Annotated in this window: 17 protein-coding genes and 1 pseudogene; 9 read left to right on the forward strand and 9 right to left on the reverse strand. The window is 57.7% G+C overall.

Annotated features, from left to right (window positions below):
• Positions 1 to 156 precede the first annotated feature (156 nt).
• From ACL2XF_RS24685 to ACL2XF_RS24705, 5 genes are all read right to left on the reverse strand, one after another.
• Positions 157 to 1,647 carry an efflux transporter outer membrane subunit gene (locus tag ACL2XF_RS24685; protein WP_413727687.1) on the reverse strand — a complete coding sequence of 497 codons (1,491 nt, stop codon included), beginning with the start codon at positions 1,645 to 1,647 and terminating at the stop codon, positions 157 to 159.
• Positions 1,648 to 1,656: 9 nt separating this feature from the next.
• Positions 1,657 to 2,598: a biotin/lipoyl-binding protein gene (locus ACL2XF_RS24690; protein WP_410013534.1), complete on the reverse strand. Its 942-nt coding sequence runs from the start codon at positions 2,596 to 2,598 to the stop codon at positions 1,657 to 1,659.
• Positions 2,591 to 2,785, reverse strand: coding sequence for a DUF1656 domain-containing protein (locus tag ACL2XF_RS24695; RefSeq protein WP_410013535.1), 195 nt, complete (start codon positions 2,783 to 2,785; stop codon positions 2,591 to 2,593). Before ACL2XF_RS24695 ends, ACL2XF_RS24690 begins: the two co-directional genes overlap by 8 nt.
• Entirely contained in the window at positions 2,775 to 4,895 is a 2,121-nt protein-coding gene (locus tag ACL2XF_RS24700) for an FUSC family protein (protein WP_413727688.1), read from the reverse strand. The genes ACL2XF_RS24695 and ACL2XF_RS24700 overlap by 11 nt, the downstream gene beginning before the upstream one ends.
• Positions 4,896 to 5,016: 121 nt before the next feature.
• Entirely contained in the window at positions 5,017 to 5,952 is a 936-nt protein-coding gene (locus ACL2XF_RS24705) for a LysR family transcriptional regulator (protein ID WP_410013537.1), read from the reverse strand.
• Between the two features lie 386 nt (positions 5,953 to 6,338).
• On the opposite strand from ACL2XF_RS24705, the gene allB reads away from it, so the two are divergent.
• Positions 6,339 to 7,910 (forward strand): allantoinase AllB, encoded by a 1,572-nt coding sequence (allB, locus tag ACL2XF_RS24710; protein WP_410013538.1) that lies wholly within the window; start codon positions 6,339 to 6,341, stop codon positions 7,908 to 7,910.
• Between the two features lie 52 nt (positions 7,911 to 7,962).
• Here the strand turns inward: allB and ACL2XF_RS24715 are convergent.
• Positions 7,963 to 8,370: pseudogene (locus ACL2XF_RS24715) on the reverse strand (cupin domain-containing protein); the annotation flags it as partial.
• A gap of 556 nt (positions 8,371 to 8,926) precedes the next feature.
• On the opposite strand from ACL2XF_RS24715, the gene ACL2XF_RS24720 reads away from it, so the two are divergent.
• The 5 genes from ACL2XF_RS24720 (at position 8,927) to ACL2XF_RS24740 (ending at position 18,623) form a co-directional block, all read left to right on the forward strand.
• Complete coding sequence (locus tag ACL2XF_RS24720) at positions 8,927 to 10,192, forward strand: cytochrome P450 (protein WP_410013541.1); 1,266 nt, start codon at positions 8,927 to 8,929, stop codon at positions 10,190 to 10,192.
• A gap of 4 nt (positions 10,193 to 10,196) precedes the next feature.
• Complete coding sequence (locus ACL2XF_RS24725) at positions 10,197 to 11,054, forward strand: alpha/beta fold hydrolase (RefSeq protein ID WP_413727689.1); 858 nt, start codon at positions 10,197 to 10,199, stop codon at positions 11,052 to 11,054.
• Positions 11,051 to 11,449, forward strand: a complete 399-nt coding sequence (locus tag ACL2XF_RS24730; RefSeq protein WP_413727690.1) for a YybH family protein — start codon at positions 11,051 to 11,053, stop codon at positions 11,447 to 11,449. The genes ACL2XF_RS24725 and ACL2XF_RS24730 overlap by 4 nt, the downstream gene beginning before the upstream one ends.
• Positions 11,450 to 11,801: 352 nt before the next feature.
• Complete coding sequence (locus ACL2XF_RS24735; RefSeq protein WP_413727691.1) at positions 11,802 to 16,961, forward strand: MBG domain-containing protein; 5,160 nt, start codon at positions 11,802 to 11,804, stop codon at positions 16,959 to 16,961.
• A gap of 3 nt (positions 16,962 to 16,964) precedes the next feature.
• A complete protein-coding gene (locus tag ACL2XF_RS24740; RefSeq protein WP_413727692.1) occupies positions 16,965 to 18,623 on the forward strand; it encodes a ShlB/FhaC/HecB family hemolysin secretion/activation protein in 1,659 nt (552 codons plus the stop codon).
• Positions 18,624 to 18,829: 206 nt separating this feature from the next.
• On the opposite strand, the gene ACL2XF_RS24745 is transcribed toward ACL2XF_RS24740, so the two are convergent.
• Together ACL2XF_RS24745 and ACL2XF_RS24750 are read right to left on the reverse strand one after the other, a co-directional pair.
• Positions 18,830 to 19,483 carry an RES family NAD+ phosphorylase gene (locus tag ACL2XF_RS24745; RefSeq protein ID WP_413727693.1) on the reverse strand — a complete coding sequence of 218 codons (654 nt, stop codon included), beginning with the start codon at positions 19,481 to 19,483 and terminating at the stop codon, positions 18,830 to 18,832.
• Positions 19,476 to 20,195, reverse strand: a complete 720-nt coding sequence (locus tag ACL2XF_RS24750) for a hypothetical protein (RefSeq protein WP_413727694.1) — start codon at positions 20,193 to 20,195, stop codon at positions 19,476 to 19,478. Before ACL2XF_RS24750 ends, ACL2XF_RS24745 begins: the two co-directional genes overlap by 8 nt.
• 692 nt (positions 20,196 to 20,887) lie before the next feature.
• Here ACL2XF_RS24750 and ACL2XF_RS24755 point away from each other — a divergent pair.
• The 3 genes from ACL2XF_RS24755 (at position 20,888) to ACL2XF_RS24765 (ending at position 22,666) form a co-directional block, all read left to right on the forward strand.
• Positions 20,888 to 21,052, forward strand: a complete 165-nt coding sequence (locus tag ACL2XF_RS24755; RefSeq protein ID WP_413727695.1) for a hypothetical protein — start codon at positions 20,888 to 20,890, stop codon at positions 21,050 to 21,052.
• Between the two features lie 121 nt (positions 21,053 to 21,173).
• Positions 21,174 to 21,605, forward strand: coding sequence for a DUF29 domain-containing protein (locus ACL2XF_RS24760; RefSeq protein ID WP_413727696.1), 432 nt, complete (start codon positions 21,174 to 21,176; stop codon positions 21,603 to 21,605).
• 593 nt (positions 21,606 to 22,198) lie between these two features.
• Positions 22,199 to 22,666 carry a hypothetical protein gene (locus ACL2XF_RS24765; protein WP_413727697.1) on the forward strand — a complete coding sequence of 156 codons (468 nt, stop codon included), beginning with the start codon at positions 22,199 to 22,201 and terminating at the stop codon, positions 22,664 to 22,666.
• A 244-nt stretch (positions 22,667 to 22,910) separates the two neighbouring features.
• Here the strand turns inward: ACL2XF_RS24765 and ACL2XF_RS24770 are convergent, their stop codons facing one another.
• Positions 22,911 to 23,054, reverse strand: coding sequence for a hypothetical protein (locus ACL2XF_RS24770; protein ID WP_413727698.1), 144 nt, complete (start codon positions 23,052 to 23,054; stop codon positions 22,911 to 22,913).
• Positions 23,055 to 23,061 lie beyond the last annotated feature (7 nt).

The raw sequence follows: 23,061 nt of genomic DNA on the forward strand, positions 1-23,061 counted from the left end.
CGTGGGCGATGAATGAGTCATGGCGGTTAACGCGATTTCATACCGGGTATTAACAGGGGCGTGCCGTTTCTTGTCTGGAATAAGGTCAGGGCCGTTCTGCAGGCTCGCCCGGTCGTCTTCTTATCGGGTTGGCGTCACACCCTGAAAGCCGTGCATTCATTCATCGGCAGCGGCGTTGGGCTGGCCGGCGCCGGGGCTGTCCAGGGCCATGGCTTGGCGCTGCCACCCTGCGCCCAGGGCCTTGTAAAGCGCGATAGCGCTGCGCACTTCGTCCCCCTGGCTCAATGCCAGGGCGTCGCGGGCTTGATTGGCCGCGCGCTGGGCGGTAAGCACCGGCAGATAGCCACTCAAGCCTTGGCGATAAAGCCGGGTCGCCCCCTCCAGCGCCCGTTGGCTGTCGCCAACCGCCGCTGCCAGCGACGCCTGGCGCAGTCGTTCGCTATTTAACCCGGTCAGGGCATCTTCTACATCACGCAGGGCAAGGCGCACATCGCGCTCATAGGCCAGCCCCGCCGCCTGCATTCCGGCCTGTGCCGCCGTGACGCCGGCCCGCGCGCGGCCACCGTCATAGAGCGTCTGGCTTGCCTGCGCCCCGGCCGACCACGCCAGGCTGGCGCCGGAAAACAGGTCATGCAACAGGCTGGCGGAGGTACCGATGCTTAACGGAATGCTGAAATGCGGGAAACGCGCTGCTTCGGCAACGCCAATCTGCGCCGTGGCAGCGGCCAGGCGGCGTTCATCCGCCAGCAGGTCGGGGCGCCGGCGGATAACGTCCGAGGGTAACGCCAGCGGCAAAGCCGGTACCATGGGCAGGCTGGGCGCAGGCTTGGCCAGCGTGGCCCGCCATTCGCCGGGGAAGCCTCCGGCCAGTACGCCGATGGCATGGCTCAGGCGGGCGATGTCTGCCTCCAGCAGAGGCGGTTGCGCCTCGGCGGACTCGCGCTCGGCGCGTGCCTGCATAACGTCCGTGGCGGTTCCCAGGCCCTGCCGCATTGCCCGCTCGGCCAGGTGCTCGCCCTCATGCAGGGTGCGGATGTTGTCGTGGGCGATGACCAGGCGCGCCTGCGCGCTGCGCAGCCCGGCATAGTCGGCCGCCAGCTCCGAGAGTAAACTCACCTGCAACGCGTGTTGGTCATGGGCTAATGCATCGATGTTCGCATCGGCGGACTCCACCGCGCGCCGGGTGCCGCCGAACAGATCCAGTTCCCAACTGGCATCGAAGCCGGCGCGCCAGGTCCGGGATTGGCCGCCCAGCGTCCCATCGTCCAGCCTCTTGCTGGAGCGCAACGCTTCGCCCGAGCCGCCGGCCGACACGGTTGGCCCCTGGCCGGCGGCGATTGATACGCGCTCGGCGCGCGCCTGCCGCAACCGCGCCTGGGCAATGGCCAGATCCTGGTTGTTGGCCAGCGTCCTGTCCACCAGCCGATCGAGCATGGGATCGTTAAACGTGCGCCACCAGGTCTGCAAACGCGCCTGGTCGGCGGCTGCGACGGCGCCCGGCGCCTCGCTCCAGTGTGTCGGCACCGCGATCCGCGGCGGCTGATAGTCGGGGCCGACGGTGGCGCAGCCCGACAGGCCGGTGGCCAGGAGCAGTACCCATACGGGAACCGGAAAGGTGAATCCGCGGGGATGCATGTCTGTGCGCATAATCATTCCTTACATCCAGCGATGCAACAGGGTCGTCAAACGCCCTTGGTGAATCGGGGCGTGTCCCGGCTGGCCGACGTCAATACTGCAGGTCATGCCGGCTACCAGGACGATACCCGGCGGCACGTGGTCAATCTCGACGCGTACCGGGATACGCTGGGCCAGGCGAACCCAGCTGAAACTCGGTTCGACGCTTGGCAAACCCTGGGTGTCGGCCTTCTCGTTAGTATCGGTGATGCCGCGTCCGATGCTGGACACATGCGCCTGGATCAGGTCGTCGTATCCCATCAGCCGGACCTGCGCCGGCGCGCCGGGATGGATGCCGTAAAGCTTGGTTTCCTCGAAATAGCCGGTGATCCAGAAGCTGTGCGCATCCAGCAACGCGATGTTCGGCTGTCCGGCCACGGCATAATCGCCCCGGCGCAGCCGCAGGTGCGTCACGTAGCCATCGACCGGGGCGTACAGGGCTGCGCGCTCAAGGTCTAATCGCGCCACGTCCAAGGCCACCTGCGCGTGGCGCTGTTCCGCCTGGGCGATGGCAACGGCCTGGTTTGCCCGCTGGATGTCCTCGCCGGGCACCAGATCGTCCATGCCCTGACGCCGTTTGGCATCCTGGGCCTTCTGGCGCGACGTTGCGGTCGCCGCCGCCAGCTGCGCCTCGGCCTGCGCGACGGCGAGCCGGAAACGCTCGGGGTCGATGCGATACAGCACGTCGCCGCGTTTCACATACTGGTCATCGGCGACGGCGACGGCGGCGACAGTGCCGGACACTTCGGGGGCGATACGTACCACCTGTGCGCTCACGCGACCGTCGCGGGTCCAGGGTGCGAGCACGTAGGCGCGCCAAAGCGCGGCGACCAGCAACACCGCCGCGACGATCGCCGCCAGCGTCAGGGCCGCTTTCGCGGCGGGTTTTACGAGTAATGCGGCAGTAGACATAGTGTTAGACATAAAGAATCAGTATGGAAACCAGACAAAGGGAAATAGCGAACTCAAACAGCGCCGGATGCCAGACCCGGCGCAGCAGGCCGCAGCGTGCCAGCAGGGAGCGCAGGCCCAGGAACAGCGGCACCGCGATGCAGGCGTAGATGAAAAAGGGCGGCAGGTAGATGCCGGCGATGGCGACTTCACTGAACATGGGCACGGCTCCGCGGCAGTGTAGCGAAATAGGCGGCATGGCCCTCGAGCAGCGCCGCCACATCGGTAAACGCCGCGGCCAGGCGCTGCCGGTCCGCCGTCAAGGTCGGTTCGCCGGCCCCCATCCACATCAGGGTCCGCGCGGCGCGGCGCGCATGCCGGGCGGCCAGGACCGGAGTATCAGCGCGGCGGGCCATCCGCTGCAGCGCGACCGCGACCGGCGGGCGCAATGGGGACAGGGTCGGCGCAAGCCGCAGCCATGCGCGCAAGCGCAGCAGCTCGCGGCCCAGATGCAGGCTGGCCAGCGCGTCGCCGATGGCGTGATCCAGCGCGGCGGGCTGGGTTTTGAATACGGTGCCGAGCTGCGCCATGCGGTGCTGCTGATACCATTGCCAATTGCGGCGATCCGCCCGCGTGCCGCGCAGTACGGCCAGCGCGTCGTCGCGGATACGGCGGCGCAGCCGGTCATGGTCACGGGCAAGATTGCGCGGCAGCAGCAGGCGAAAGCTCAGCAGCGTGAAAAACGTTGCCAGTATCCACGCCACCGACCCGTTTAGAAACAACGCAAGGTCATAGCGCATAGGATTGGCCGCGGCCGCCAGCGTATTGAATCCGACCAGATAGGCCACGCCGGCCAACCCGTGGCGGGGAATCGTCGTCGCGTAGATGCCCGGCAGCCAGAACAGGGCCAATACCACCAGCAGCAGCGGCAGCCCATCGATGCAGGGCAGCACGATGAACGCGCAAAGAAATGCCACCGGCACGGCCACGACGGTGCCCTTGATGAACTCGACCGCGCCGGCCGCGGGATTGGGGGCCGTCGCCAACAGCGCGCAGCTGGCCGCCAGCCCCGCCAGCATCATACTGCCATGCGGCCATCCGGTAAGGATCCAGAACCCGCCGCCCAGCACCAGGGTCAGCATGGCACGACATCCGTTCTCCATCGCCGCGGTGGTATCGCGGTGGAAAGGAATCGGCGATTGCGGGCCACGTGGGCGTGGGTGATGTAATGTGGCGATGCCCTCCAGCGCCGCGAGATAGTCGTCGATCTGCTCCACCAGCCGGTCGCCGGTGATAAGCTGCGCCTCCTGTCCGGCCGGCGCCGCGGTTGAAGCCGCGGCAAGCGTGGCGCCCAGGTGCGTGCGTACCCGGCGCAGCGTTTGTATCGCCGGTTCCACCCCCTGCGGTCCGCCTGCCACGGCGCGCCCCGCTTCGCGCCATGCCTGCTCCAGCGCCGGTTGCAAGGCGCGCAGCGTCCGCTCGCCGGCGCTGTCCGCCGGCAGGGGCGGCACGCCGCCGACCAGCGCGGCGAACAATGACGTCATCGCATGCCGCACGGTCACGGCGCGCTGCGCCAGGTCGGCCGATTCCGCCTTGCCCTGCGCCAGCAGGTCGTCCACGCCATAGACCTCGGCAATCAGGCGTTGTCTCGCCGAGGCGGCCTGGGCGGCGCCGGCGTCGCTCCCGCTGCCGATCGTCCCAAGCTGCGTCGCCAGGGTATCGGCGATGGCCGCCGCCAGCCGCCGCAACTGGGCGTCGAGTCTGCCGCGCACGCCACGGGCGCTGAACAGCATCGATACCAGCCCCAGGCAGACCACTCCCACCATCACCGAAGAACCGCGGCTGATCACATTAGCAAACGTCAGCAGCGGATGCTCAAGGGCGCCATAGGCCGCCAGGCCCACGGTGTAGCCGGCAACCACGACGCCGTACGCGCGAAAGTGGCGCAGCAGCGTCATTGCCGCCACGCTCAGCCCCAGCCAGAGGCCAAAGCCCAGCAGAAACAGCCACGGCATCTGCCCGAAGGCACTCATCAGCACGATGGCGGCCAACATGCCGGCCAGCGTACCGAGCACGCGCCAGGTGCCTTTGCCGATAACCGCGCCCTGGATCGGGTTGATGACCAGCAGCACGGTGGAAGCGGCCGAATACGGCGCCTGCAGTTCGAGCAGATAGGCCACTATCAGCGCCAGCCAGGCGGCAAGCGTCGATCGCATGACGTAGGTGGCGCGCGGAGTGGTCAGATCAATCCGGGCCAGCCAGCCGCACAGCCGGGTGATGATGGGAAGGGGGGCGACAGACGATGCCGGTGGTAATGTCGCAGAAGGCACGATGAACATTTCCTAAAGCTAAAGCAACGATTTGCATTACTTTAGGGTCCGGTATTGCTTACGGAAAGTGACTTTAAGTGAATCAACGAGTGCGTTCAACGCACCGATCGCCGCCAGCGCGCTATACCTTTCCCGGCTTGGCGGCAGGCGACGCATCCTCCCGGCACAAGAGCCGGATAGTGCGCCGCAACCACTGATGCGCAGGGTCGCTCTGCAGACGCGGATGCCATGCCTGGGTGAGAAGCACCGTCTTCAGGGGGACCGGCAGGTCGAAGAGGCGGATGTGTAGCCCGGCGGCGAAGGCGCTGTGTGCGAGATGCGCGGGCAGCAGCAGCAGCAGGTCGGATTCCTGCAAAGCGAATAAGGCGGTGTAGGGTGAGGATACCACCAGGGCGACATGCCGGCGCAGGTCCTGCGCCTCTATTACAGCGTCGATGGGACCATCGGATTTCCCACGCCGGGAAACGTTGATATGCTCCCAGCGGGTGAACTGCTGCAACGTCATGTCGTTATCGAAGATCGGATGATTCTCGCGGGCAACACCAACATAGGTGGTGGTGAACAGCGACTGCACACGGATCTCCGGCCCGAGCTTGCGCGAGCCGCTGATGAATAGATCGATGCGGCCGCTGCGCAGCGCCTCGTCGTCCACATCGTCTTCCTCCGGGGCGAAGCGCAGCATGGCGCGCGGCATACTCGTGGCCATCGCATCCAATAAACGGCCCAAGTGGATACTGACGAACTCGTCGGTGGCGCGCACGTTGAAACGTCGCGCCAAGGTTGTCAGGTCGACCTCGGCGCTGGGCGTCAGCACCTGTGTCGCCTGCTCGACCGCCGCCCTGACCTGCTCGCGCATGGCCAGCGCCCTCGGGGTCGGCACCAGTTTGCGGCCGGCCTGCACGAACACCGGGTCGCCCAGCGTTTCCCGGATGCGGCCCAGGGTACGGCTCATCGCCGGCGGGCTCAGGTTCATGCGCCGGGCGGCGCCCACCACGCTGCCTTCCTCCAGCAGGGCGTCCAGTGCGACCAGCAGGTTCAGGTCGGGGAGCTTCATCATCCATCTCTCATCCATTGCGTGAAACAGAATCTTAACGCTATACCCATGCCGTGAGAAGTACGGGAGAATGTTTACCCGGCGGAGGGGCAAAAAAATGAACACTTCCGTTTAGCCCGGCCCTGTTTACCGGGCGTCGATGGCGTCGAATAGTTTAAAAACACAATTCCCGCGTGCCCGGCTTAATATTTTGGTTTATGGCGACACTGCCGCTATGCTGACTGAGTCCTATCAGATTAATAGAACCTACTGAGTAGCCTGGCCGTTCTGAACGCTTATCACTATGACAAGAAATAACATCATTATGGCTGCTGCTCAATAAAAACCAGATAGCGCAATAGGGTTAATGACGCTATTTTTTATGAAAAAGGAAAATAAGGAAATAAAGGATGAAAGCGAAGTTAGGAAAGCGCGCGGAGGCGAAAGAAAAAAATCAGGAAAATGACGCTTTGTTTTCCGAAAATAGAAGAAATCTCTTAAAAGAAATTACCGGTATAGCGGCAATAGGGGTGTTGGGAACAGCACCCAATTCCGTAACCGCCGGTGAGGTAAAGAGTCGCGCCGCCTTGCCTGCCCGTCAGGCAGCAGTGCGTGATTACGATGTGATCATTGCTAATGGCTTAGTTATTTTAGAACAGGGCGAAGTGCCTGCCGACATCGCCATTAAAAACGGTAAAATTGCCGCCATCGGCTCGGCATTAAAAGGGGCTGAACACGTGATTGACGCAAAGGGTCTGGTGGTAAGCCCGGGAATGGTGGATGCGCACGTTCATATAAATGAACCGGGGGGCGGCATTCGCAACGACTGGGAAGGGTATGTTACCGGAACCAGGGCCTGCGCCAAAGGCGGTGTTACCACGATCATCGAAATGCCGCTGAACCAATTGCCGGCCACCGTCGATAAAAAAACACTGGAAATTAAATATGCTGCCGGAGAAGGGAAATTAGTCATTGATGTCGCGTCTCATGGTGGCTTGGTTCCTTATAATTTAGAGAATAATGGAATCCAAGAGCAGAGCGACTCTGGAGTGGTTGGATATAAATGCTTTATGGCAACGTGCGGCGATCCTTCCATTAAAGGTGATTTTCTGAATGTTGATGATTATTCCCTGTATGAAGGCATGCGGCAAATAGCCAAAACCGGCAAAGTTTTGATGATTCATGCTGAGAACGCCGCCATTACAGACCGTCTAGCGAAAATTGCCTATAAAAAAGGCGAGGGATCGTTAACATCCTATGTGGCCACGCGTCCGGTTTTCGCGGAAGTTGAAGCCATCCGGCGTGCGGTTTTGTTTGCGAAGATGACCGGCTGTCCCATTAATTTTTGCCATATATCAAGTCCTGAAGCCGTGGACGAGGTGGTCAAAGCGCGCGGGGAAGGGGTTAATATTACCTGTGAAACCTGTAATCAATATTTGTATTTTGTGACTGATGAGTTGGACGATATCGGCCCGTTGGCAAAATGCTCGCCGCCTATTCGCGACCAAAGGGCGCAGGATGGCTTATGGCGGCATGTGCTGGCCGGCAATATAAACTTTATCACTTCTGATCATTCACCTTGTCCGGCAAAACTGAAAAACAGAAACAACGCGTTTGACGCCTGGGGCGGCATTGCCGGAGTACAAAATGACGTTGATATTTTTTTTGATGAAAGCGTACAAAAACGGGGGATGCCATTGACGCAATTTGCCAGACTCATCGCCACCAATCCTGCCGACCGCTTTGCTTTGCATACCAAAGGCAGCATTGCGATTGGTAAGGATGCCGACTTTGCCTTTATCAAGCCGAACTCGCCCTATACCCTTAAAGCGGAGGAGCTTGAGTACAGGAATAAAATCAGCGCTTATGTCGGCCGGACAATCGGCGCCCGGATTGTCCGGACCCTGTTACGGGGCGAAACGGTTTACAGCCTGGAAGATGGCCTAACCGGCTCATTCCCAGGCCGATATATCAAAGTGTGACCAGGTGAAGCGCGGATATCAGCGCAAGGGGCAAAACGGCGGTGGTAATCCGTTATCCATTGCCGGCGCGCATTAATCCCCACCAGGCGGCAACGGGTTGACGCGCGCGCCGGACGCACGGGCATGCCGTCCGCGGGTATGTCCCGGACAATCCCGTGCTCACCGTGCGACAGGCGATACGGGTTGTCCTGACTGAGGTGTTGTGTCCTGGTCCGGGCAAGCGGCGTGGCCTGTCATCACCCCCCTTTGTCACGCTTGTACAGCCTGATATTGTTGTCTGGCGTAGTTGCGCGGCGGGATGCGGTACATCCCGAGCCAAGACAACGCGTCTGCCGTTGGGTAACAGAACACCATCCCCGGCCTCCAGCTGTAATGGGGCTTTGTCGCTTTCCATAGCTAACCATGCGGTACCGGATACGCTGGCATACCATTTGATGCCGCTATGGGCGCCAAAACTGACAGACCAGTCACCACCTCAATGCAGACCGCCTGCCACCCACATCTACGTTGCACGCCGAACCGGTAATGCAGCAGGGACTTGGCTAACGCTATGTTTAAAAGAGAATAGTTTATAAAATTTGAAGAGGATCGCATTACCTTATTTTTCCATTGGTAATTGTCTTGAGGTATACATATTATTTACAGATAAATGAATTCTGAATATTTCAGTCTTGATATTGAGGGCTGGGAAGCTTTTTTATTTATTATAAATAAACTTAAAAAAATTTAATATATAAATTCATATATAATAAAAATATTCTAACGAAATTAAATTAGGTTAATAAGTATTATCATTCATTAGCTAAATCGAAGGGCCTTGTCATTTAAGTCAGGTTTATAAGGGCGATTTTGGCCCATGCGTGTTCTTGCTTTATTAGCACAAGAGTTAATTTAATCAGAAGACGTAATCTGTAGTAAATGTAATAAGTTCCTTGGCGCTATTTTTTAACATATTTTCGCCGGAGTGCCGCTTTACGGTTCGCAGGAGTCTATGCCTTATTTACGAGGTGCTAATAATGGAATTACATCGCTCAGGTGCTACTGACCCATTCAAAATAAAAGACTTCTCATTAAGTAACCCACAGCTGTTGGCGGACCCCTATCCGTACTACGACAAAATTCGGCGGGAAGAGCCCATTCACTATTCGACGATGTATGGCGGATCGTGGCTGCTGTTCAGCTACGCTGACGTCAAGGCGCTGTTAACGGATCCGAGACTGACCAATGATCGGTCCGCCTTGCCGTTATTGGCGTTGCCCGACGAAGATCGAGCACAGTTTGCCGACATGATTCCCGTTCTCAGCAAGTGGTTAGCCTTCTTTGATGGACATGACCATGCGCAGCGTCGACAACGGCTGGACTGGTCGTGTCCAACGTTGCTCAGCAAAGGTTCCTTGTCCAGCGTTATCCGCAATGTTGCCGGGGATCTCATGGCGGCATGGCGGGAGCGGGACCGTGTCGATCTGATTGCCGATTTTGCCCGTCCGTTACCCGCAATAGTGATCACGCGGCTGCTGGGCGGGGCTGACGGTGATCATGAGCAACTGGCGAGTTGGTCCGATGATATCGCGTACCTGTTTGGCGCAAGCGATCTGAGTGTGGAAGAGGTACAACGCGGCCAGAAAAGTCTCCACGCATTCGGGCGTTATTTACGCGCGCTTGCTGGTGACGCGATAACATCCCGCCGCGACGATCTGATACTTAACCGTTTAATGAGCGATAGCGGCAAGGGATTCCAGTTCGATATCGAATCAGCGACCGCGCAGTGCATGCTGCTGATGTTCGCAGGGCTGGAGCCCACAAGGTATCTGATTGGCAATGCCGTCTGGGCGCTGCACCAGCATCCGGCCCAACGGCGCGCGCTGGCGGCGGATCTGGAACAATTGCCGCTGGCGATAGAGGAGTTCCTTCGATACGGTACGCCCGTGCAGTACATTGGCCGCAGGGCGGCCACGACATTCACCTACAAGGGTTACCGCATCGAGGAGGGGCAACTGGTGCTGCCCTATGTCGGTTCCGCGAACCGGGATCCGGCGGTTTTTGATCACCCTGAAACCCTTGATTTACGCCGCACCCCCAACCGGCATCTTTCCTTTGGCACCGGCCCGCATGCCTGCATCGGCGCGACGCTGGTGCGCCAACAGACGCAAATCGCGCTTTCTCTACTGCTCACGCGCTACCCTTCCTTCGACGTGAGTCAGCAAACCGAACCCGTCTGGAATACGAACCTGGGATTCCATGGCCCCACATCGCTGATGATCAACACCGGAAAAAGAGGATAAGCCTATGAGCTGGAAGCGCAGCAACATTGCCGGATTTGCCGGCACTCAACTGGCCGCAATCGACTTCGGCGGGCAGGGCGGAGGGATTCTCCTTATCCACGGCATGATGGGCCGGGCAACGACCTGGTCAACAACGGCGCAGTGGCTGACCGAACATGGAAAAGTGATCGGATACGATGCCCGCGGCCACGGCTTAAGCGACGCGCCCGAAGGGCCCTACGACCGCAACGCGCATGTCGAGGACGCCGCCGCGGTGATTAATGCGTATGGCCTCGCGCCTGCCGTGGTCATCGGTCATTCCATGGGCGCGCTCACCGCGTGGCAACTCGCGGGCAAGCATCCTGAACTGGTCCGGTCCGTGGTTATCGGCGATATGGCCGCCGTGGTGCCCGATGTCCAGGCACGCTGGCAGGCATGGCTGGATGAGTGGCCGGTCCCATTCGACAGTATTGCCGCTATCCACGCCTATTTCGGCGGGGACTATTTTGGTCAATACATGATCGGCGCGCATTCCGAACGAGTGCACCCGGCTGAAGGAGACTATTTTGTCGAGGTGTTCGCTGAGCGGCGGGATGGTTATTGGCCCCTTGCGGGTACGCGCAATGTTCTTGCCTGCCGGGCACACTGGAATAACCGCGATCATACCCCCGAGCTGAGCCAGGTTCACTGCCCGGCGCTGGTGGTCGCGGGGGAGCACAGTTATTTCCCCGCCGAGGGTTCACGCCGCATGGCGGATGTGCTCCCGGCAGGTGAGTTTGTATTGGTGCCGGACGCAGGACATGTACTGCACTTCGACAATCCCAAGGCTTGGCGCGCCGCAGTCGAGCCGTTCGTTCGCAAGACCATCGGACTACTGCCATGAAGCCACCATCATGGGAGGACATCCTGGGAGAGCTGCATGCCGCCGTCGGACGTCTTCTTGTCGGCGAGCATACGCCCTATCAACAACTGTGGTCCCGTGCGCCGGACGTCACCATGATGGGTGCCTACGGCGGCCTCTGCACGGGGTACGATGCGGTCTGCGCGGCGATAATCCGTGCAGCCGCCAACTACCGGGGATGGCAGCCTGACTATCAGGAGGAACCCATCGCAGCCGTTAACGACGGGATGCTCGGCTATGTCATTTTGCGGGAACGCGTAACCAACATGAGAGATGCGACGGTAAGATGCCGGCGCGTCACGGTTCTGTTTCGCCGGGAAGAAGAGCAATGGCGGATTTTCCACCACCACTCGGACCCTCTGCACCAGGTGGTGTAACGCGGTCCGGTTGTGTAGTTATACCGCAAGTCAGCCGGCAACGGTTGCGCCATCGGTATTTAGGTTGCCGACAGAGAAAATTGGCGGGTTAACGCCCGGCATCCCCGAACGGTTCAATTTGCAAGGGGTTTTGGCCGCCTGATTTCTCCTTCTTCGACGCAACTCGCAAAAATAATCTTATCCACGTAATTAAACGTTTTTATTGATAAAGATTCTCCCCATCCCTGCCGTTGGTTGTGATGCAGGCGCAACCGGCGCCTGCCGTTCCAATGTGCGTCAACGATAGCGCGGCCTCTGGCGCTAATACAGCTTAGTCAGCATGCATTTCTACCCGCTTAAGCAAGGAGTACCTATGAATCGCATCTTCAGCGTGATCTGGAACCACAGCTGTAATGCCTTTGTGGTCGTCAGTGAGCTTGCCACTCGCCGTGGCAAACGCAGTGAAGTCGGTGCGATTCAGGTCGATGATCATTCAACCCCATGTAACGGAGCGCTCAAGCCGCTACCGTTTGCCATTGCCCTGATCTCATGCAGTATTTTCTGCATGCCTGTTGTCAGCATGGCCGCAGATTTGCCCACTGGCGGTCATGTCGTTCTCGGCAGCGGCCAGATTGGCACGGCGGCCAATCATCAACTGACGATCAACCAGTCCAGCCAAAAAATGGCGATGGATTGGCAGAGTTTTGATATTGGCAAAGACAACAAAGTGACCTTTGTTCAGCCCGGCGCTGATTCGATCGCCCTGAATCGGGTGATCGGTGCTGACGGTTCGAAGATCATGGGCCAACTTAACGCTAATGGCCGGGTGTTCTTGATCAACCCCAATGGCGTGCTGTTTGGTCAGGGTGCCTCCGTCAGTGTCGGCGGGTTGGTGGCTTCGACACTCACCCTCTCGAACCGGGATTTCGCCAACGGCAAATACGCGCTCAAGGGTGATGGCGGCAACGCCAGCGTCGTCAACCAGGGCACCATTACCGCAGCCGACGGTGGCGCCGTGGCGTTACTCGGCGGCACCGTCAGCAACCAGGGCGTGATTGTTGCGAAACTGGGTACCGTAGCATTGGCCGCCGGCAAGGCGGTGACGTTGGACTTCGCTGGCGATGGCTTGCTTAATGTCCAGGTCGATGAAGCGGCCAAGAATGCGTTGGCGGAAAACCGCCAGTTGATTCAAGCCGACGGTGGCCAGGTCATTATGACCGCGGCGGCCAGCAATGCGCTGCTCAGGACGGTGGTCAACAACACCGGTGTGATTGAAGCGCGGGGCTTGCAGAACAAGAACGGCAAGATCTCCCTCGGCGGCGGCGACAGCGGTCTGGCGCACATCGCCGGCACCTTAGATGTCTCGGCAACCCAAGGCACGGGCGGCGCGATTCAAATCACCGGCCAGAACATTGCGCTCGCGTCCGCCACCCTGAATGCCTCGGGCGCCAGCGGTGGCGGCGGCATCAAGATCGGCGGCGAAGCTCAAGGCAAAGGCACCCTGGCTCACGCACAAGGTACCAGCGTGGATGCCGGCAGCAGCCTCAAGGCTGACGCCGGGACCACGGGAAAAGGCGGCGACATTGTCGTTTGGTCCGACGGAACGACCGTGGCCAGGGGCAATTTTTCGGCCAGGGGCGGTACGCACAGCGGTGACGGCGGGTCTGTAGAAACCTCCGGCCACAGCGTTGACTTCACTGGCATCCAGGTGAGCACCTCGGCGACGAATGGCAAAACGGGTGATTGGCTGGTGGATCCTGAAGACCTGATCGTTGATGACGTTTCAGCGGCCACAATCAACGCCGCGCTCTTGAACACCGACGTCACCCTGCAAACCACCGGCACCACCGCCTCCACGACCGGTGGATCTGCGGCCTCCACGGCAACCGGCCCCGGTGATATTTCCGTTAATTCCCCCTTGAGCTGGAGTTCGCCAAATACCCTAACGCTGGACTCGTTCCACTCCATTGCCATCAATGCCAACGTCTCCGTCACCGGTGCAGGCGGCTTGGTACTGGTGACGAATAACAACAGGAACGGCGCCAGCAGCGGCAGCGGCGATCTCAGTTTCGCCGATGGCGTCTCGGCCAGTTTCACGGCACCGCAAGGCAGCGGGCAGCGATTGAACATCAACGGTTCGGCTTACACGCTGGTTTACAGCATGGCCGACATCGACGGAATCGACGGGGATCCAGCTTCGTCCAGCGCAATTACAAACCAAACTGCGGCGGGCGGATTAGCCGGCCATTACGCCTTGGCGCGTAATCAGGACGCGAGTGGCGTCACCTATACGAACGCCATTGTGGGGAGCTATGATAATGATGATGATTCACCCTTCTCCGGCACCTTCGAAGGCTTGGGCCATACGCTATCGAACTTGACCATCACGGCTCCGTACGCAAATTACACGGGGCTGTTTGGTTACAATCAGGGGGCAACGGTTCGGGACCTGGGTTTAGTGAATGGCGCTATCAGCGGCGGATCTTACGTCGGCGGTATCGTCTCGATGAACGATAGTTTCTCCTCTATATTAAACAGCTATTTCAGCGGCACGGTGTCAACGTCATCCTCCGGCATTATGATCGGGGGAATCGCCGGCTTGAATGGATATCGCTCGACGATTGCAAACAGCTACAGCATGGGCACTGTGACGGGCACCCGCTGGACAGGCGGAATAACCGGCTATAACGGCAGTGCCCTGGTGACAAACAGTCACAGTTCCAGCAACGTCAATGGCGGTACGGGTGACTACGTTGGCGGGGTAGTGGGCGCTAACGAAAGCGCCACCATCACCAACAGCTATAGCACCGGGACCGTATCGGGCAACACGCGTGTTGGCGGGGTAGCCGGCAACAGCTACCAGGGTACGATTTCCAACAGCTACAATACGGGCAACATATCGGGCGACAGTTTTGTCGGCGGTGTTGTTGGCCTTAACGATACGTCCAGTTCGCTCACAAATAGCTACAATTTCGGCAATGTCCAAGCTGATAATATTGTGGGCGGGGTCGCAGGCTATAACGACAGTGCTGTTTCCTCCAGTTATTCCACCGGCCAAGTGCGGGGGACGGCGGGCATTAACGTTGGCGGCGCCATTGGCTACAATCAAGCCGCTGGTACGGTTACCCACGTTTACTGGAATAGCGTGACCAGCGGCAATGCTGTTGGGATTGGCGGCGGTGTCGCTTCCGGTGTCACCGGGTTAACCACCGCACAATTACAGGGCGTATTACCTTCTGATTTCGATAATACCGTTTGGGCCACCGCCAGCGGTCTTTACCCCTATTTGACATCCCACTATCCGCACGGCACACCGCAAGCCATTTCCGGCTTTGCTCAAAACAGCGATGCGGCTGGCCAAGTCGCCACCGTGATTAACGGCGCGGTGGCCGGTACCTCGTCCATCGGCGCCGATGGTTACTATTACAGTCTGCTCGCGCCCGGCGCCTTGGCGAACACGAATGTGTTCACCTACGCGCAAAGCGGCGGCAATCTGGCTAATACCTTCACTCAGGGTGTTACGGATACGACCAGTAACATCAATCTGACGGCTAACACGCTGGTACTCATTGGCGATGAAAACTCACTGTCCTCGCTGCTGACGGATTTGAACGCGGCCAGCGGCGGCGTAGACAGCGCCAACAAGCTGTTTACCCTCGATGGCGGTGGCCTGAACGCCACCGATGATGTGCAACTCACCCAGGCCGGGAGTTTCATTGTTGACCAATCCCTGAGCGCTGTCGGCAGCAGCACCCTGAGCGTCGCAGGTGATTTGACCATCGCACAGGGCGGGCATGTCAGCGGGTCAGATGTGGTGTTGTCCACCCCGGGGGCCTTTATCAACAACGCCGGCAGTAACGCCGTTACCGCCTCGGCCGTCGCCGGACACCACTGGGTGATTTATTCCAATACCCCAACCACCGATACGTTTGCCGGGCTAAACAGCAACAATACGGCTATCTGGAATGCCAACATAAATACCCTTCCAGCAAGCGCCGTAATCGGCAACCGGTACGTGTTCCGCTATCAACCGACGGTCACCTACACCGTGGCAAACGTCAGCAAGACCTACGGCGACCAGGCAGACGTCAGCTCCGCGTATACCACCTCTGGCGTGAGTGCCGGTGTCGCTGGAGCATTCGCCGCCGATACCTTGGCTAACGTGGTGGCCGGCACGTTAGCGATGTCTTCGATGGGAACGGCGGCTACCGCGAATGTGGGCAGTTACGCCATCCAGGAAATCCAAAATACGTTAAGCGGTTTGGGTGGTTACCTGGTCGCACTCGCGAACACCGGAAACGTAATCGTCAATGCCAGACACATCACCGTGGCGGCCAACAGCGGCAGCTCAACGTACGGCGATGTCACCGCGGATAAACCGGGCATCAGCGTCACGGGCCTGGTCAACGGTGATCTTGATAGCGGACTGGGTCTGAACAACGATTTCGCCATCACCAACGCCGATAACGCAGGCAGCAATGTGCTGCATGTGGTCGGTACGCTGAGCAACGGTAACTACGTGATCGATCAACGCATCAATGGCAACTGGACAGTCAATGCCAGACACATCACCGTGGCGGCCAACAGCGGCAGCTCAACGTACGGCGATGTCACCGCGGATAAACCGGGCATCAGCGTCACGGGCCTGGTCAACGGTGATCTTGATAGCGGACTGGGTCTGAGCAACGATTTCGCCATCACCAGCGCCGATAACGCAGGCAGCAATGTGCTGCATGTGGTCGGTACGCTGAGCAACGGTAATTACGTGATCGATCAGCGCAGCAATGGCAACTGGACAGTCAATCCCAGAAACATCACCGTGGCGGTCAACAGTGGCAGCTCAACGTACGGCGCGCCTCATGTCCAGCCGACCCTAAGCGCCAGCGGCCTGGTCAACGGCCAAAGTGCATCGGTACTGAGCGGCTTGAGCAGCACAGGCATTAGCGACACCACCCACGTCGGCACCTATGTGTTGAGCGTGCAGGGGGTCCTCGCCAATGGCAACTACACCGTGACCCAAACATCCGATGGCCAATGGACCGTCGATCCCCGCGCCCTGGTCGTTACCGCCAACAACCTTGGCAAAATCGTCAACGCCAGCGATCCGGCACTGACGTGGACCACCAATGGCAATCTGGTTAACGGTGACCACCTCAACGGCAATCTGACGCGCAGTGCGGGCGAAACCGTCGGTCAATACAGGATTGAACAAGGCACGCTGAACAACAGCAATTACGCCATCGCGTTCACTGACGGTGTGTTCAATATCGGTGTAACGCCGCTAAACCCATTACCCAGCCCCCCCGAAAACGTAGCGGCGGCGCCCACCACGCCGCTGCACGAATTGCCGTCACCCTCTACGTCTCTGGAGGTGCTACTCCAATTGCTCAGCGCCCCCGAAAACGTAGCGGCGGCGACCACCAAGCCTCTGCGTAAATTGCCGACCCCCACCACGCCTCTGGCGGTGCAACTGCCGTCCGACAACCTCTATAGCGTAATTGAGCAAGGCTTGCGCCTTCCAGAAGGACTTTGATTCATGCGTATCCGCCTTACTCCCATTGCCCTGGCTCTCCTGACGTTAACTGCGGGTGCGGCCAAGGCTGAAATTGCGCCGGACGCGGGTCAATCGATCCGTGAGATCCAAACGAAACCGCCGGCGTTACCGCCGCGCCAGACGCTGGATCTGAACCTTCCCGACAAGCCGGACACCAACCCGACGACCAGCGGGCCGACAATGCAGGTCGCGCAATTCAAGCTGACCGGCAATCAGGCGATCGGCAGCGCCGATCTGCTGCCATTGCTGGCCGACCTGCGAAATCGCACGGTCAGCTTTAGTGAGTTGCAGGCAGCTGCCGGGCGTATCACCCTGTTTTACCGACACAAAGGTTACCCGTTGGCGCGGGCTTATTTGCCGGCCCAGGACGTGGAAAATGGCATCGTCACCATCGCCGTGCTCGAAGGTCATTTTGGCGAAGTGACGCTCAATAACGCGTCGCGCATCAGCGACGGCACGTTGGCGGCACCGCTCCACGCGCTGAAAAACGGGGGAGCGGTGCGCGCCGGCACCCTGGAGCGCAGTCTGTTGCTGCTTCAGGAAACCCCCGGCGTCGAAGTCCGGTCCACGCTGAAACCCGGCACAGCCGTGGGCGCCAGCGACCTGGTGGTGGATGCCCGCTCGGCGCCGATGGTGTCGGGCCAAGTGGATCTGGATAACTATGGCAACCGCTTCACCGGTGAATACCGCCTTGGCAGCACGCTGAACCTCGCCAGCCCGTTGGGCATTGGCGATCAGGCCAGCATGCGGATCATGGGCTCTGATGAAGATCAGCGTTACTACCGGGTGGCGTATCAGTTGCCGATCGGTCCGTGGGCGACGCAAATCGGTGTCGCTTACTCGGACATGAATTATCAGCTGGCCAAGAATTTCGACCATCTTGATGCCTCTGGCAACGCGAAGATTGCCAGCGTGTTTGTGCAGCAGCCATTGATTCGCACCCGGGATTTCAGCCTGACTGCGCAACTGCAATTCGATGACAAACGCTTAAAAGATGACATCGATCTTTACGACTACAAAAGCAACAAACACTCGCATGTCGTGACCGCCAGCCTCAACGGCACCGCCCGCGACAATTTTTTGGGTGGCGGTTCGAATGCGTTCTCGTTGGCCTGGAGCCAAGGCAACCTGACGCTGGATAACCAGCAAGACAAAGTGCTGGACGATCAAACTGCCAAGACTCGCGGCACCTTTCAGAAGATCAATCCCAGCGTCGTGCGCCTGCAGCGCCTGACGGATCGGATCAGTCTTTATGGTCAGCTCCAAGGCCAATGGGCCGGCGGCAACCTTGACTCCTCTGAAAAAATCAGTCTCGGCGGCGCGTATGGCGTACGGGCTTATCCAGAAGGCGAAGCACAGGGCGACCAAGGTTATGTGGCCAACGTCGAACTGCGTTACGCCCTGACCGAGATCGCGCAGCTGTTCACCTTCGTCGACCATGGCGAAGTGCGGCTGAACAAAGACACGTGGGTTGACGGCGAAAATCACCGCAGCCTTTCCGCTACGGGCGTGGGCTCGACATTGTCTGCCGGCAACTGGCATTTGATGGCGGTCGCGGCATGGAAGCTGGGTAATGCCGATGCACAAAGCGACGTGGATCGTACGCCGCGGGTGTGGGCGCGGGTTAGTCGCTCGTTTTGACGGTTAGCGCTAGCCCATAAGTCGGGTTTTGCGCGGCGTCAGCCAGGCAATGCGCAACGCCGCGCAGCAGCGGATCCCGCTGGTGCGATCTTCCAAGTTTGGCCGCAAAAGCCCTGATGTGGTCTGCAATATGACGGCGGTGAATATTCCGTTAAAGCATCTCTAAATCGTCATGATATTGTTATTCACGCGTAGTTTTGTATTATCTATGTGAAATGTCTGGGGACAAGAACCAGAGCCATTTCATCGGCTAGGACGGTGAGTTCGTTATTAACGCCTGCTGACGTTGCGGCAGGTTCGGAATCAATAGTAACGTCGAGATCGTGGATATCTACGCGATCTCCAAACAACATAATGGCCTTATCGCCGTGCTGTTTGGAAGGCCACTGAAGTCCTTGAGCCTTAGGATTGTCGCCATGGATTTTTTCGGCCCATCTACGCGTCTCCGGGTAGTTATCTGCGGAAGAGCCGAGCAAATCGCCTTGCGTGATGCCGTTTTTTTTCATGAACCGGGGGTTTAGGTCAACAAGCTGAATATCTTTTTTGGAAGAAATCTGGCTGCGGGCAAGCTGGTCCAGAGTGGATAGCTCTACAGGCGCATCTTCGCAGGGTGAGGGGAGGTCATGTAACACCGTCTCCATCAGTGCGACCGGCAGATTTTCCCCACCGTACAATGTCGGGATGCTATTGCCTTCGCTGTCTATAATGGGACTGAACCTACTTTTGCCTTTTCCCGGGTTAAATTCTGTCGCACCAAACTGCGATGGGTGGATGCGCTCGATGATTTTTCCTTTCGGCCAGGTTGTCAGCCTGGCCGAAAGGATATCGGTTTTTCCGGGGATTTTGATTTTTTTAACCATGGACAGGCCCCTCCTTAGCCCGTAATGCGGCTTCCAATACCCGCTCCGGCGCTGAGGTCAGGAGGTCTTTGGGTTTTTTATTACCCAGCCAGCTATTGGGGGTGCCAAACCAAGCGGCTAGAGACCATGGTGTTTTTGTTTCCCCGAACAGTTCTATGATCTTTTTCATCAGTGGCAGGGGTTGTCCACCGATATCCAGCGCATAAGCCGGATACAGGTCCCTACCTTCCGATGTTATGGCAAAAATCTTTCCGGCCCGCTTCCAGCGATTTGGTAACCCGCTGGGGTTTTTCACATTGGCACTGGCTCCCCCTCGGCGTGAAACTTCCTGGGCAGGTAGCCACTCGCTGTCATTCAGGATGATCTTTTTAAGTTTCTCCAGACGTTCTGTGTTGGTCGTCCCTGCGCTCCTTTGCCTGCCTCCGGTCTTAACCTTTACTGAAGCGGTTGCTGTCTGTGAGGTCTTGGGACGTTGGCTCATCCCGGTTACGGCACGGAAAGCGGCATCAAGCGCAATTTTAAAGGTTACGTCATCAATGGAGGGAGGACGCTTCAGTACATAGTACAGCTCTGTCTGATCTTCCTGGTCATCATAGAAGTCCGGCACTGTAATAGTCATGTCAGCATGTCCGTCATCAGTTTTAAAGTACGAGATATTGTCTGCGGGGATTGCCATGACTTTAAAAGAAGAGCCTTTTTCTCGTGTGATCATGATCTGACTCCTTGTGATAGTTTAACTATATATCTTATATCTACAATATATACAACATTCCGATAATATGCCATATACACAAGGGGGAGACAGTGATTTTGCCGGTTGTTGCATCTGCTGGGTAAGCGTGCGCCCAGTATTGCAACTACCCACAATTATACTAATATAATCATAAGGATAATAGGATAAAATTATTTACAGGGATGGTTGAACAGTGGTTAATCAGGAACACGTTTCGCACTCATGTCTAGATGAAGAAATGAATTCTTCTGTGTTTAGCGATCGCCGCCATGCCGATATCGGCAACCCACTGCCGAGATACGGAGCATAGTGCAGCTTAAATATTTCTAAGGTAACTATTTGATAAAAAATGGTTAAATGAATTTTTAACAACCATTCTCTTGCCTGAAAATCACTTGCGGTTAATCGTCGTTAACGGTATCTTTTATCCTCGCCTGCAAAATCAGGCGCCGGGATTAGCCTCCTGCATAACTTCACTGACGACATAAGGCGCGTCTGCGCTTTTTTTATGTCGTGCGTTCTGCTACACCTCAATGGTGGGCCGGACGGGGGCGTCGCAAGATGCGCCGGTGTCAGTGAGGCCGGTAAGGTCAACTCCGTTCGGTTCCACCACCTATGAGATTGACCTCTCCGGTAGTGGAAGTAATTCGTTACTCACTGGGGGCCGCCCTATGGCAACGATCCCTCCTCACGCTCACGCGTTACTTTCCATCCTGTTCGATTCGACCACTGATTTTACCGTTCTGGCCGGCCATTGTGAAAACCTGGCCGACGCTTTGCTGCAAAGCGACGATCCGGCGCAGCGCCAGGCGCTCAGCGCACGGCGTTTGACGTAAGAGCAGCAGGTAGGGTGGAATATTGATTAATTTTAAACCTATGCACCGGTTTTGACTGGCGCATTGTTCTCTGACAAACTCAGGGTATCCGCAGAATATCCTGAAATTCAGGGGAGTAACTATGACAACCCGTTATGACAGTGACTTTTATGGCTGGACTCAGGAACAGGCAGGTTTATTGCGTTCAGGTCGTCTCGCCGAACTGGATACCAAAAATTTGCTTGAGGAAATTGAGTCGATGGGAACAAGTGCGGAAAATGAGCTTGAGTCTCGTCTTGAAGTTCTATTCATCCACCTGTTGAAATGGCAGTTCCAGGCGGAAAGACAAGGACGGAGTTGGAAACTGACCATTGAGGAGCAGCGCCGTAAGATTGAGCGCCGCCTGAAAAAAAGCCCCAGCCTAAAACATCATCTTCCGGAAATTATCGAAGATGCCTACGGCGATGCGGTGATCAGCGCGGAGCGTGAAACCAATATCAAGCGCACCGTTTTCCCATCTTCTTGCCCCTGGTCTTTTGAACAATTTATGGACCCGGAGTTTTATCCTGAATGATTGCCAGGTAACGGTCATTTTTACTGCTTTGCATAATTATTATCTCGTTAACAGAAACGCCGGTTAAAACCGGCGTTTCTGTTAACGAGTACTGAAAAAATCTCCCTTGAATGGCCGTATTATAAAGGTTGAACTGGAGTGATCCTACCCGGTTTTGACGGACAGGCTACTATTGGCAATGGGCTGCACCTGGGATAGTGGACATTCCCACTTCCGAGATAACGACGAAAAAGGCAGCTTGAATGTTTCAAACATAATCATATGATAAACAATGGTTAAATGGATTTTTAACGACCATTCCCTTGCCTGAAAATCACTTGCGGTTAATCACCGTTAACGGTATCTTTTAGCCGCGCCTGCAAAATCAGGCGCCGGGCTTGACCTCCTGAAATACTTCACTGACGACATAAGGCGCGTCTGCGCTTTTTTTATGTCGTGCGTTCTGCTACACCTCAATGGTGGGCCGGACGGGGGCGTCGCAAGACGCGCCGGTGTCAGTGAGGCCGGTAAGGTCAACTCCGTTCGGTTCCACCACCTATGAGATTGACCTCTCCGGTAGTGGAAGTAATTCGTTACTCACTGGAGGCCGCCCTATGGCTACGATCCCCACTCACGCGTTACTTTCCATCCCGTTCGATTCGACCACTGATTTCACCGTTCTAGCCGGCCATTGTGAAAACCTGGCCGACGCTTTGCTGCAAAGCGACGATCCGGCGCAGCGCCAGGCGCTCAGCGCACGGCTTGACCGTTGCCTGGCGCAGCTGCGGCCCACGTTGGACGATGCCATTCCGCCTCATCTGATGGCAAGCCTGACCGTGGATGACCTGCCCATAACCTCGCCTCGCTTTGAGCCCGATGCCGATCTGCTCTGCGGATACGGCCAGGCGCTGGCGCGGTTGTTGGCGGAGCGTAAATTATCGCCGGAGATGGAGCCGTTTCTGGCCGGGCTGCTGTTTGATTTGGTGGTGTATTTCGCCGATGAACTGCGCGCGCCGCGCTGGATACGCACCGTAGACGGGATAAAATTTATCGAGGAGTTAAACAGGGTTCCGGAATACTGAATGGTGGAAAGCAAAAAACCAGCCGTTAGGCTGGTTTCTTTAAATCATGGTGCCCGGACTCGGTAACATTTAGTTCACTATTGATTTGTATTCCATCATAAATTTTTCCTCCCCCCGTTGCCAAGATCCGCAGATTGACCCGCTTAGTGGCATATAATTTTAAGGGTAATGCCCGGTGCTGAAGGAATTAACAAAAAGCAGGTATAAAAAACACGCTGTAGCAGGTTTCAGCGCAAGCGTATAGTCAACCGGCGTTTGCATCACGGCTACGCAACGTGCCATTGCCCGCCGCACGTTCAAAAGAAGCCTTAAGCTGGCGCATGGCTTCAGCTTTACGCTCGGCCATTGTCATCCGTTTAATGGTTGAAATATCGTGTTTTGAGTGCATAACCCAT

Source organism: Sodalis sp. RH19, assembly GCF_047324215.1.
Lineage (GTDB): Bacteria > Pseudomonadota > Gammaproteobacteria > Enterobacterales > Enterobacteriaceae > Acerihabitans.